Consider the following 11,981-nt stretch of genomic DNA (forward strand, 5'->3'; position numbering starts at 1 on the left):
GCGATAGGCAGTGCTGCCGGCGGGGCTGCCAGCGGGGCTGGGGAAATGATGATGAAGGCCTGGGCCGACGCGATGACCAAGTCCGCAGCGTGGGTCGTGAAGAACTTGACCACGCTGTGGCTGAGGGCACCGGGTCCTGACCTGTCGTCCACCGGGCCGTTGGCCTGGCTTCAGGACAAGCTGTCGTGGGTAGTGGCTGCGGTGATGGTCGCCTCGGTGTTGGTCGCCTGCTACCGCGTGGCCTCCTCTGGGCGCGGGAGCGATCTGCGGAGCTTGGGCGAGGCGATCTGGCGAACGGTCTTCATCTCCACCACGGGTGTGACGATGATGATTCTCGGGATCGAGATCGGCGACATCTTCTCGGATTGGATCTTGAAGGCGTCCGATCTGGACCTGAGCCAGACCTTGGTCTTCGCGGCCGGGACTGCGCCGGGCCTGGTCTTGATCATGGCGTTGATCGTGCTGCTCACCCAGGTCATCCAGTTCGTGCTGATGATGGTCCGCAACGCGATGCTGGTCATCCTCGCGGGCACGTTGCCGATCACGGCGGCGGGCTCCAACACCGACATGGGCAGGCAGGCCTGGCTCAAGGCTGTGGCCTGGTCGGTCGCCTTCGTCCTCTACAAGCCGGTTGCCACGCTGATCTACGCGTTCAGCTTCCGGATGGCCTCGGCTGACCAGCAGATCACCACTCAGCTCACCGGCGTGACGATGATGATCCTCGCGATCGCGGCCCTCCCCGCCTTGATGAAGTTCGTGGTCCCGGCGACTGCCGCGATGAGCGGGGGCAACGCCGGCGCGATGGCAGCGGGTGCGGTCGGTGCGACGCTGGCCGTCGGCGCCGTCGTGGTGACTGGCGGCGCTGCTGGGCTCGCTGGTGGGGCTGCCGCGGCTCCTGCTGCAAGCGGAGCTGGTGGCGCAGCGAGCGGCGCCAGCGGCGCAGGCGCTAGCGGCGCCAGCGGCGCAGGCGCTAGCGGCGCCGTGGGCGCACCGGCCGCGGCTGCAGGCAGTGGACCCGCATCGGGGAGCAGCCCGCCATCGGCGGGGTCGTCCGGCTCCAGCTCTGGCACCTCTGGGGTGTCGTTGGGTGATGTGTCGGATGCCGCTGGTGCGGCACGACAGGCGTCTGACTCGGGCAAGGACACGGCCTCCGGCGCGATTGGGGATGAGTCATGAGCACGACCGCGGCCTCCCGGCCGCAGTACGGCAACTGGGTCCAGCGCCGCTCGCCCGGGATCGGGTCGATCGGGCTCATTGGCTCGGTCATCCTGCTCGCCGGGCTGGTGGTTCCTGTGCTCGTGATGGTGTTCTCGACCTGGCAGGCTGCGGTGCCGGTCGCGGTGTTCTTCCTGGTCGCGTTCACGCTCGTGGGGACGCCGCTGGGCTCGCTCTTGACCAGTCTGGTCGTGTTCCACCGCCAGGCTGATGCACGGGAAAACCAATGGAGGTCCGGAGTGTTCACGCGCAACAAGAACCACCAGATGCGGCTGCCCGGGATGCTCGGCACCACGACGTTGCTGAGCAAGTCCGACGCGTTCGGTAACGAGTTCGCTGTCGTGAAGAGCTCGTTGAAGGGCTCCCTGTACACGGTGGTCGCCCGGTGCGTCGCGGAGGGCCCCAGCTTGCAGGACCAGGAGCGGATTGATGGGTGGGTCGCAAGCTACGGCGGGCTGTTGGCCGCGTGCGGCCAGGAACCGGCGCTCGTGTGCGCCAAGGCCATCGTCGACACTGCTCCGGACGTCGGCGGGCGCCTGGGCGCGAGCGTGCGGGCGGTCCGCTCCCCGGCCTCCCCACAGCTGGCGCGCGACGTCATGGACGAGGTCGTGCGCACCTACCCGGCCGCCGCGAGCTCGAACATCACCTACATCGAGCTGACGTTCCGCGGGCGTGGCCTGTCGCGGCTCGGGCGCGAGGACGAGATCCTCGCCGAGCTGGCGCGCCGGGTACCGACGCTGCTCGGACGCCTGGAGGCCGCCGGCGGTGGCGGGGTGGAGATGGTCGGCCCCAGGGACCTGGCGAAGATCGTCTACATCGCGTACAACCCCGCTGCGGCGCGGTTCGAAGAGGAGGCCGAGCTCGCCGGGCTCGACGAGCCGATCCCGTGGCACGAGGCCGGGCCGGTCGGCGCACAGGCCACGTGGGATCACTACCGCCATGACAGCGGGGTCTCGGTGACGTGGGAGATGACGCGCGCGCCCCGCGCCAAGATCACCGAGCGTGCGCTCGCCTCGATCCTGGAGCCGCACGGAGACTTCGTGCGCAAGCGGGTCGCGCTGGTCTACCGCCCGCACAGCCCAGATGAGGCGATGCAGGCATCGGAGAACGACTCCCGGACCGCGAACTTCACCGCGACCACGTCCAGCAAACGACCTAGCGCCGCGGCGTCGATGGCTGTGCGCGCCACCGAGCAGGCCCGCCACGAGGTCGCCTCCGGTGCCGGCCTGGTGCGCTTTTCGATCCTGGTCACCGCGACGGTGGCCTCCGCCAGCGACCTGCCGCAGGCGGTGGCCACGGTCGAGTCCCGCGCCGGGGCCGTCCCGATCAAGTTGCGCCGCTCCTACGGCTCCCAGGGGGCGGCCTTCGCCGCGACCATGCCCGTCGGGTTCGTGCCCTGGGCGCACACAGTCATCCCCGCCAAGGTCAGGGAGTGGCTGTGAGCAACCCCTTTGGCGCCCGCGGTCACATCGGCCCTGGCGGCGGTGCCTGGAAGCTGCTCCCCATCCCGGTCGAGTTCCGCGGGACGACGGTTCAGGTCTGCGGGCTGTGGGCCTTCGCTGCCGGGTCCTCGCGCCCGACCGTGGGCGTGCCCATCGGCCGGGACATCGAGTCCGGCGCGACGGTGTGCTGCGACCCCTTCGGGTGGTTCCGGGCCGGGATCGCGTCCTCTCCCTCCATGCTGGTCCTGGGCCTGCAGGGACTGGGGAAGTCGACGTTCGTCATCCGCCAGATCCTCGGCCTGGCCGACCAAGGCGTCGTGCCCCTGGTGCTCGGCGACATGAAGGCCGAGTACGTCGCGGTCGTTCGCATGCTCGGCGGGCAGGTGATGCGTCTGGGCGAAAACCAGCGGATCAACCCGCTCAACCCTGGCGCGATGGGTCAGGCCGCCGACCGGATCGGCGGCGAAGCCGGTGAGATCCTGCGGGAGCAGGCCCTGCAACGGGCCGCGACCACGACGGCGACCTTGATCCAGATCGCCCGTCGCGCACGCCTCGCTGACTGGGAATCGTCCCTCGTCTCGCGCGGGGTGCGCCTGCTGGACGCCACCCACCGCGACCAGGGCCTGCCGGGGCCGATCCTGCCGGACCTCTTGCACCTGCTGACCAACCCGCCCCAGGAGCTGCTCCGCGCCACTCTGGCCGCCAGCGCCGAGGAGTTCCGCGAGACGGTCACCCCGCTGCTGCGTTCCCTGCAGGCGATCCTGGAGGGACCGCTGGGAATGACGTTCTCCGGGGAGACGACCGAACGCCTCGACGTGGACGCCCCAGCGGTGTGCGTGGACGTCTCGGCTATCCGCCGGCACTCCTCCGATGTGAAGGCCGCCATCATGATGGCCACCTGGTCCGAGGGGTACGCCACGGTCGAGGCCTCGAACGCCCTCGCCGAAGCCGGTCTGGGTCCGCAGAAGCACTTCCTGATGGTGCTGGACGAGATGTGGGAGCCGCTGCGCATCGAGGGCGCGGGCCTGGTCGACCAGCTCGACGGTCTGACCCGCCTGAACCGGGAGGACGGCGTCGGGAACATCTTCATCACCCACTCCCTCAAGGACATGGAGTCGATGGCCTCGGCGGCCGACGCGCGCAAGGCGCGCGGGTTCGCCGAACGGTCCTCGATCATCGTGACCGCCGGGCTGGCCCGGGAGGACCTCGCGGCCCTGTCGGAGGTCAAGCGGCTCTCCGAGGTGGAGATCAAGACGGTCTCGGGCTGGACCACCCCAGCGGGATGGAAGAAGCGGATGCTGCGCGACCCCGCCACGGGGATCGAGCGCCCCGCCCCGCCGCCGGGCGCCGGGAAGATCCTCATCAAGGTCGGGGACCGAGCCGGGATCCAGGTCCAGGTCCAGCCGACCGAGACCGAGCTCGCCCTGCACGACACGAACTCCCGCTGGCTCACCCACACCCGCGAACCCGAGCCCGCAGTTCCGCAGTCCCACACCCGGCGCACGGACCGAAGGAGAGCGGACGCATGAGCGCACGACGCCCGGTGGATGCCACCAATCAGAACGCCGAGCTCGTGCTGATGAGCGGTGGCCTGGGCGTCGTGTTCCTGGGCGCCGGCGGCGCGTGGGTCGCCGTGCACGGCGCTGCGCTGATCAACCACACCCCTGCGCCCCCGTCCAACCCGGCCGACGTCGTCGTCGGTCTGGCCACCGGGCACGTCGCGTGGAGCCCGGCGGCAACGGGAGTGGCGATCGCGTTCACGGCGGTGGTCCTCGCCCTGGGCGCCGCGATCGTCGTGGCCGTCGCCCGCCGGGCACGGGGGCGGATGCGCCCGGACAGGGCGATCGCGCACCTGGGGCGCGGGCGGGACATCGCCCATCTCACCGAGCGCGGCGTGCGGAACAAGTCCAAGCGTTTGGGCGTGGCCAGCGACGTGCCCGGTCTGCCGCTGGCCAAGCACCTGGGCTCGGGGCAGACGATCTGGGCGTCGTGGGAGGACATGCTGCTGCTCATCGCTGGCCCCCGGACGCAGAAGACCACGGCGTGGGTCGTGCCCCGCATTCTCGACGCCCCGGGCGCGGTCGTGGTGACGTCGAACAAGCCTGACGTCGTGGCCGCGACCCGCGATCCCCGCGCCGCCGTCGGGCGGACGTGGATCTTCGACCCGCAGGGCGTCGCCGAAGAACCTCAGCAGTGGTGGTGGGATCCGCTGAGCTACGTCACCGACGAGATGCGGGCCGCCAAGCTCGCCGCGCAGTTCGGTGCGTCAGCGCGAATTCCTGGAGCCTCACTGAACAGCTTCTTCGAGGGCGAAGGAGAGGACCTGGTCGCGCTCCTGCTCCTCGCGGCCGCCAAGTCCGGCCAGCCCATCCCGATCGTCTACACCTGGCTCACCGAACCGGCGAATCCCGCTCCGGTCGGTGCGCTGCGCGAAGCCAGCTACCCGATGCAGGCTGACTCCCTGGCTGCGATGGCCGGCCTGGTCGACGAGACGCGTGATGGCCTGTACGCATCGGCCCGGGCGCTCGTCCGCTTCCTGCGCAGCCCCGCCATGATGGCCTGGGTCACCCCTCCGGCCTCGGGTATTCCGCAGTTCAGCCCCGCCAACTTCGCCGAGACCCGCGACACGCTCTACCTGCTCTCCCGCGAGGGCGAGGGGTCGGCCGGACCGCTAGTCGCCGCCCTGACGGTCGCGGTGGTCGAGGCTGCCGAGCAGCTCGCCACCAGGTCACCCCACGGGCGCCTGTCGGTCCCGTTCGTCGCGATCCTCGACGAGGCCGCGAACATCTGCCGCTTCAAAAACCTGGATTCCTACTACAGCCACTTCGGCTCGCGCGGCATAATCATTCACACGATCCTGCAGAACTGGGCCCAAGGCGAAGAGGTCTGGGGAAAGATCGGCATGGAGAAGCTCTGGTCGGCCGCGAACATCAAGGTCTACGGCGGCGGCGTCGACGACGACCGGTTCCTCGGCCGCCTCAGTGCGCTCCTCGGTGAGTACGACTACGTCGCCCGCTCCTCCAGCAAGAGCACAGGGTCCCGGACGATCTCCCGCTCGGTCCAGCGCCGCTCCATCCTGACGGTCGCTGACCTGCGCGACCTGCCCCCCGGGCGGGCCGTGCTGCTGGCCTCGGGCACCCCACCCGTCCTCGTGGAGCCCCAGCCCTGGTACACCGGCCCTCACGAAGCCGAAATCCAGGCATCCATCGACGCTCACAGCGGGCCCGCGAACCCCTTCCTCAAACAGGTCGCGATGAATGCGCCGCTGAGCAGCTCCAAGACCGACCGGGAGGGGAGCGACGATGAGTGACATCAACGCACTGCTCGACGACGACCCGGGTATCGACGCAGCCGACAGGGCCGCGCGACCAGCCGGCGACCCGACGGAGGTAGCCCAAGCGCGCGACGCACTCACCGCCGCCCAAACCTCACATGACCACGCCACTGCCCAGCGCGACGGCGCCCGCGACGCTCTCGCGGACGCCGAGGGCGCACTGCGCGTCACGACAGTCAAAGTCGAGGACTACGAGCAGGACGACTCGAAGAAGCCGTGGCAACACGCCTCAGCTGCGGAGAGCGTCGAGAAGGCACGCCGCGCGATCGACCATCGAGACGCGACGGCGCGGGATCGCGAGCGGCAGCTCGAGGAAACGGCCGCGGCCGTCGAGCGTGCCGACGAAAACCTCACCATGGCCCTCGCCACCGCCGCGCGCGTCAACGATGCGGCTGAGGATGCCCCACCGACCAACTACTACCCGAACGTCTACGTCTTTGTGCCGGAGTTCCTCGCGACCATCTATGCCCGCACAATCACCAGGCAGTCCAAGATCCGCTGGTGCGCCCGCTGGTGGATGCACCCCGAGGCGGTCGCTCGCCTCGACGGACTCTGGAAAGCCTTCGAAGCCCTGCGGGTCGACCCGGGCACGGGTACCTCGCTGTGGTGGCGCGACCACGCCGACCCGTGCATGGCCCACCTGACGAGCTCTGATGGTCCCTTCCAGCGGTGCAACGGCGAGGACCACTTCCCCGTGGACGCACTGCCCTCCGAACTCGCCCCGGCCTGGCTCCTCAAGTCAGATGGCGCGACCTTGTAACAAGCACACAAAAAGAATCGCCCCGGCCCGATGGCCGGCCGTGACATCACCAAATTTGGTTCGTACCCTGCTCTGTGGCAGGTGCAAGGCTGACCGGATGCACGCCTGATCGGACAGCCCAACGGCATGTGGAGCCGGCTCAGTGCGGGGTGAAGACGAGCATGCCAGCGGCACCGCAGCCGGTGCACTCCCAGGCTTCGGCGTTGCCGCGCCCGGCGGCCTCGGAGAGATGAGGGCCGCTGCGCCAGGCGATCGTGGCGCCGCAGTGCGGGCAGTTCTTGGGCGCGCTCTCGACGTCGCCGTGGTACGTGCCGCCCGGTAGGCCTGTCGCGTCGACAAAGCTCACCCGCAGCTCGTCGATGCCCGCCTGGAATCTGGCGACACTATCGGGCCGCAGCTCGGCTGGCGGGTCGGAGATGATCTCCGCGTCGCCCTCGGCGCGCAGGGCCGCGGGAAAGCCTTCCGCGACCAGCTCGCGGTGCGCCCGGCAATACCCGTGGACCGCGCTGCGAAACGAGAGCCCGCCGAGCCCCTCGGTCGGGGTCACCGTGCCGGCGAAACCGAACATCCGGGTGGTCGGTGCGTGGCACACCTCGCAGGTGTACGTGCGTCCGCGCAGACTCTGGGTCACGCCGACATCTTGTCAGCCGACACGCCTGCGATCGCGAGAAAAGTGCCCGCGTGCCGTGCCCTCGTTGCCTGGAAGCGCAGGCGAGCCGAGCAGGACGGTGCTCCGAAGCGCGACACGCCGGGCAGAATGTGCGGCGGTGGCCGGGATCGGCACACGGTGGGGCGAGCCGGCTGGCACACTCTGGCCATGCCCGTCCTTGACGTGCCCGACTGGACCCAGATCCCTTCGACGTGGGCCGCGCCGCCGGGACGGCTGCTCGAGCAGGTCACGGCCGGTCTTGCCGCTCGGTGACCCTCTTTGGGTCCACGTGTCGACAGTCACGAGGGCACCTGGGGGTCACACTCAGCATCGACAAGTGCTGCGGGCGGTTTCGATGACGTCGTTCGTAATGACGGCCAGCCCTGGCGGTGCTCGTGCTGATCGGCCGGCATCTGCCCTCGGCGCTGCACACGTTTCTGCTCCCGCTCGCCGTCGTCGAGGACCCGCTGGCCTCGCGATCATCTACACCGTTCATCTCGCGGTCCTTCCGCTGCTGGCGGCCCTCGCGCCGCTCACGTTGTCCACCGTCGTGGTCCAGCGCCGCGTGCGCTCGTGGTGGGTGCTGCCCCCTCTGGCGGTCATCGTGTGGTCTTTGGGCATTCATCGGGGGTCCATGCCGACCATCGCGGGCGTGCTGCTCGGATTCGGGTCCCTGTCGTGCGCAGCCACGGGCTGTGGCCTCGAGGCCGGGCCAGGGCTGGCCGAATGACTTCGAGCACCGCTTCCGGCCCCTCGGCTGGCTGCGATTCTCTATGTCGGACGTGCTCGACGCGGCGTTGCGAGATGCCGGTTACCTGCCCGAATCGAATGATGCGGCTAGATCGAAGCGCGCCGCTCCGCGGGAACGTCGACCGGGACGGTGTGCCGGTGCCATTTCGTGAAGTCGGTGCAGCCGTCCGCACAATAGGTCCAGCACGTCGGGCAGATCCACACGAGGTGGTGCAGATCCGTCAAGCAGGTACACGTAACCGAGCGTTCGAGCGGTCGGCCCGGCCCGCTCATCGTCCAGCGGTGGCCGCGCGGGCATGCAGGAGGCGGGACGCGGACGTAGCCGCGCGGTGTGCGCCGCCACTTTGACCGGTCCACTCGCGCCCCTTCGAACAAGTGTATGGACTGTTTCGGCGGACGTGGATGACAAGCAGCGCAGAGCCCTGCGGCTCGATGCTGGCATGTGCGAGGGCCAGGCAACCCCCGTCATCTCTCCTGAGGCGGGCCTCAAGGTGGCGGGGGCTGCGAGGTACTGCGTTCGAACGTAGCTGCTCAGTCGGGGCGGCGCAGGTGATCGCCGTCGAGTTCCGTGATGCTCCACGACCCGCACGGTGATGGCGGACGCACCTTCGTCGCGCGCCAACGCCTTCGGGTCGTTCAGCCGGGACAGGTAGCGACCGTCGGGCAGGACCTCATCGACGGGCAGCGGGAAGTTCGCCGCAGCCGCCAGACCAGGGTACGCAACAGTCGACGTGTTCGTGAGTCCCTCTCGAGTTCAGGCCCTGGCCTGAACGTGCCTGGACCTGGGCCTTTGCCCGCCTGTACCCCGCTCGGCTCGCCGTGACTCTCGGTTGGGCAATTTTCACTCTCGGTGCCGCTATCGTTCTCGCAGCCAGGAAAGTTCAGCCTGGGTGAAGTCCGGGGGTGCGGGGTGGGCCTGGCAGCGGTGCGGGATCTGCGCGTGTTACGAGCGCCGACGACCGATGAGGATCTTGCGTCCTTCGAGACCGACGTCTTGTCCGGGTTCGTGCTGGCGCGGGCCTCGGCGGGGCTGGTGGACAGCACCATCCGTAACGACACCAACCATCTGGAGCTGATCCGGGACTGGTTCGCTCGCCCGTTGTGGGAGATGCAGGAGACCGACGCCGATACCTACTTCGGGAAGGTCCTGCGCGACGCCAAGCCCTCGACCCGGGCCGGGCGGGCCGCCGCGCTGACGGTGTTCTTCCAGTTCCTGGAGCTGCGGCACAAGGTCGAACTGCACAACCTGACCGGCCGGGTGCTGCAGTGCCCGCTGGATGAGATGAACCGGCCGCGTGCCTCGGTCGAGCCGCAGTTACGGATCCCACCGACCGAGGAGGAGATCGAGCAGCTCTTCGCCGGCTGGCGTCAGGAGCTGGTGACCTCCCGCAAGTTCGCCCCGGTGGCGCGGAACTATGCCGTCGCCCGACTCGCGGCCGACGTGGGCTTGCGGATCAACGAAGCAAGGATGCTGGACCTGGACGACGTGCGGTGGGAGCTGGGCCGGTTCGGGAAACTCAACGTGCGTCACGGCAAGGGCTCGCGCCGTAGAGGGCCCAAGGCCCGGCTGGTGCCGCTGATCAACGGTGCTGACCGCAGCTTGCGCTGGTTCATCGAGGATGTCCTGGGACACTTCGATGCCGACCCCACCCGCCATGGTGCGCCACTGTTTCCCTCCGAACGCAAGGCCATCGACGGCTCCAGCACCCGGGCCACCGCGGATGTGTTCCGCCGGTCACTGGCCGAGGCCACCACCGCGCACCTTCCGACCTGGGATGGAAAGCTGACACCCCATGTGCTGCGCCACTTTTGCGCTTCCCGGCTCTACCTGGCAGGGATGAACCTGTTCGCCATCCAGGAGCTACTCGGGCACGCCTGGACCGGAACCACGGCCCGGTACATCCACGTCCACGCCAGCCATGTCGAAGACGCCTGGGTCGCCGGTCAGGAACGCGCGAGCACCCGATGGGAAGGACTCACCTGATGAAGTGGAACCTCCGGCTGGCCGCCGCCAACCGCGGCATCTGGAAGGCGAGTGAGTTCCAGCGGATGCTCGCCGAACGCGGTCTGGTGATCAGCGCCGGGAAGATGTCCGGCCTGTGGTCGGGCAACCCCAATGTGATCAAGCTCGATGAGCTGGACATCTTCTGCGCCGTACTCGGCTGCGGTGTCGAGGAGCTCCTGCTGTCCGAACCGGACACCGTGCCCGCACCCCAACCGGCACCTAACCAGCACGTTGCCGCCGTGGGCGAGGCCCACCCGGCCACGCCTCGCCCACGCACCGGGCGATCGCTGCCGCCACGGTGAACTGCGAGTACTGCCAGACCTCGCTGCCAGCCGGGAGTCGCAGAGATCGGCGCTACTGCAACAACAACTGCAGAGCTATGGCCTCGTCCTTCCGCCGCAAGGCAGGGGCGGCACCACCCGTCCGCTGGCAGCATCCGGCGTTCAGCTCGGACAATCCGGTCCTGCAATCGGCGGCAGTCCAGGCCCGGCATCTCGGGGAAACGCACAGCTGGAGCCCTTCGACTCTTAGGCTCGTGCTGGACGGCCTCACCGGGCTACTGCAGGACCGGCCGGCCGGCCAACCGGTGACACTCAGTGAGGTCCGCAACCGCACGCCCCGGCACGCTTCGACGCCGCGAGTCGCCGAGGTCCTCACCGGCCTCGGGTTGCTCGAGGACGACACGACCCCGCCGATCAGGTCCTGGATCGAGCACCGCACCAGTGACCTGCCCGCCGGCTTCGCTGTGGTGGTCCGGTCCTGGCTGCTGGTCCTGCTGGACGGGGACAAGCGCACTGAACCCCGGTCCCACACCACGCTCCATGTCTACTTCGGAACGCTCAAACCATTCCTCGCGCAATGGGCGACCCACCGCAGTCATCTGCGGGAGATCACCAGCGCCGACGTCACCGCGGCCTTAGAGCCAGTGCGCGGATGGCAGCGCAACACCGCGATCGCGGCGCTGAGATCACTGTTCGGCTATGCGAATAAGCACGGTCTGATCTTCACCAACCCCACCACCCGGCTGAAGGCGGGGAAGATTGAAGCCAGTCTCCTGCCGATGACCGACGCCGAAATCCAGGCCGTCAAACAGATCGCCGCCCACCCCGCCCAGCGGCTGATCATCGCACTGGCCGCCGTCCAGGCAGCCCGGCCGGCCGCGATCCGGGCCCTCCTGCTCGACGACGTCGACCTACCCAACCGACGCATCACCCTGGCCGGGCACCCCCAACGGCTGGGCGACCTGACCCACCGGACTCTGCTGGCCTGGCTGGACCACCGACGCGACACCTGGCCCAACACCCCCAACAGGCACGTCCTGATCTCGCAGAAAACCGTCCTCGGAATCGAGCCGATCACCCCGGGCTACCTCGCATTCAACCTCCGCCGCAACGGCGTTGATCTGGAACATGTACGCAAAGACCGGATCCTGCACGAGGCCCTGACCACCGGCGCCGACCCACTGCACATCGCCCTGGTCTTCAACCTGTCCCACACCACCGCCAGTCGCTACGCGGGCATCGCACAGAGCCTGCTCAACAACCGGCTCGAAACCGACTCCATCGACCAGTGAACCCACCCGGATTCCCCAGGATCAGCTCGGAAAAGCCGTGGGTTCCCGCTGAAATACCTTCAGTCCGGCTGAACTCACGAAAAACGTGCTGGTAACGGTGCTGTCACGAGCCGAGCTTCTGGCATCCTGCCTGTATGAGCCTCGATCCCGTTGCCAGCAACCCGGAGCACTACAAGGTTGTTTTCGAGAACGAGCGGGTTCGAGTACTTGAGTACTCGGATCAGCCGGGTGACAAGACGACTCCGCATCAGCA

Annotated in this window: 10 protein-coding genes; 9 read left to right on the top strand and 1 reads right to left on the bottom strand. The window is 68.7% G+C overall.

Going from position 1 to position 11,981, the window contains the following annotated elements; genetic code table 11:
• Nucleotides 1-51 precede the first annotated feature (51 nt).
• From VIM26_RS12700 to VIM26_RS12720, 5 genes are read left to right on the top strand one after another with little or no spacing between them, the layout of a single operon-like run.
• Entirely contained in the window at nucleotides 52-1,176 is a 1,125-nt protein-coding gene (locus VIM26_RS12700; protein WP_331951705.1) for a hypothetical protein, read from the top strand.
• Nucleotides 1,173-2,657, top strand: a complete 1,485-nt coding sequence (locus VIM26_RS12705; protein WP_331951707.1) for an SCO6880 family protein — start codon at nucleotides 1,173-1,175, stop codon at nucleotides 2,655-2,657. The genes VIM26_RS12700 and VIM26_RS12705 overlap by 4 nt, the downstream gene beginning before the upstream one ends.
• Nucleotides 2,654-4,186: an ATP/GTP-binding protein gene (locus tag VIM26_RS12710; RefSeq protein ID WP_331951709.1), complete on the top strand. Its 1,533-nt coding sequence runs from the start codon at nucleotides 2,654-2,656 to the stop codon at nucleotides 4,184-4,186. The genes VIM26_RS12705 and VIM26_RS12710 overlap by 4 nt, the downstream gene beginning before the upstream one ends.
• Nucleotides 4,183-5,967 carry a type IV secretory system conjugative DNA transfer family protein gene (locus VIM26_RS12715; RefSeq protein WP_331951711.1) on the top strand — a complete coding sequence of 595 codons (1,785 nt, stop codon included), beginning with the start codon at nucleotides 4,183-4,185 and terminating at the stop codon, nucleotides 5,965-5,967. The genes VIM26_RS12710 and VIM26_RS12715 overlap by 4 nt, the downstream gene beginning before the upstream one ends.
• A complete protein-coding gene (locus tag VIM26_RS12720) occupies nucleotides 5,960-6,751 on the top strand; it encodes a DUF4913 domain-containing protein (protein WP_331951713.1) in 792 nt (263 codons plus the stop codon). The genes VIM26_RS12715 and VIM26_RS12720 overlap by 8 nt, the downstream gene beginning before the upstream one ends.
• Nucleotides 6,752-6,890: 139 nt before the next feature.
• Here the strand turns inward: VIM26_RS12720 and VIM26_RS12725 are convergent, their stop codons facing one another.
• Entirely contained in the window at nucleotides 6,891-7,382 is a 492-nt protein-coding gene (locus VIM26_RS12725) for a hypothetical protein (protein WP_331951715.1), read from the bottom strand.
• A 388-nt stretch (nucleotides 7,383-7,770) separates the two neighbouring features.
• On the opposite strand from VIM26_RS12725, the gene VIM26_RS27060 reads away from it, so the two are divergent.
• The 4 genes from VIM26_RS27060 (at nucleotide 7,771) to VIM26_RS12740 (ending at nucleotide 11,728) form a co-directional block, all read left to right on the top strand.
• On the top strand, nucleotides 7,771-8,130 hold the full coding sequence (locus tag VIM26_RS27060) for a Na+/H+ antiporter NhaA (protein WP_414696480.1): 360 nt from the start codon (nucleotides 7,771-7,773) through the stop codon (nucleotides 8,128-8,130).
• A gap of 930 nt (nucleotides 8,131-9,060) precedes the next feature.
• Nucleotides 9,061-10,134 (top strand): site-specific integrase, encoded by a 1,074-nt coding sequence (locus VIM26_RS12730; RefSeq protein WP_331951717.1) that lies wholly within the window; start codon nucleotides 9,061-9,063, stop codon nucleotides 10,132-10,134.
• Nucleotides 10,134-10,457, top strand: coding sequence for a helix-turn-helix transcriptional regulator (locus VIM26_RS12735; protein WP_331951719.1), 324 nt, complete (start codon nucleotides 10,134-10,136; stop codon nucleotides 10,455-10,457). The genes VIM26_RS12730 and VIM26_RS12735 overlap by 1 nt, the downstream gene beginning before the upstream one ends.
• Before the next feature lie 233 nt (nucleotides 10,458-10,690).
• On the top strand, nucleotides 10,691-11,728 hold the full coding sequence (locus tag VIM26_RS12740; protein ID WP_331951721.1) for a hypothetical protein: 1,038 nt from the start codon (nucleotides 10,691-10,693) through the stop codon (nucleotides 11,726-11,728).
• The last annotated feature ends 253 nt before the right edge of the window (nucleotides 11,729-11,981 follow it).

Origin of the sequence: Pengzhenrongella sp., assembly GCF_036565025.1 — a bacterium.
GTDB lineage: Bacteria > Actinomycetota > Actinomycetes > Actinomycetales > Cellulomonadaceae > Pengzhenrongella.

What these genes read in the sequence shown, in the direction of transcription:
- VIM26_RS12700 (WP_331951705.1), top strand. Translation starts at nt 52, where the DNA reads ATGAAGGCCTGGGCCGACGCGATGACCAAGTCCGCAGCGTGGGTCGTG.
- VIM26_RS12705 (WP_331951707.1), top strand. Translation starts at nt 1,173, where the DNA reads ATGAGCACGACCGCGGCCTCCCGGCCGCAGTACGGCAACTGGGTCCAG.
- VIM26_RS12715 (WP_331951711.1), top strand. Translation starts at nt 4,183, where the DNA reads ATGAGCGCACGACGCCCGGTGGATGCCACCAATCAGAACGCCGAGCTC.
- VIM26_RS12720 (WP_331951713.1), top strand. Translation starts at nt 5,960, where the DNA reads ATGAGTGACATCAACGCACTGCTCGACGACGACCCGGGTATCGACGCA.
- VIM26_RS27060 (WP_414696480.1), top strand. Translation starts at nt 7,771, where the DNA reads ATGACGGCCAGCCCTGGCGGTGCTCGTGCTGATCGGCCGGCATCTGCC.
- VIM26_RS12735 (WP_331951719.1), top strand. Translation starts at nt 10,134, where the DNA reads ATGAAGTGGAACCTCCGGCTGGCCGCCGCCAACCGCGGCATCTGGAAG.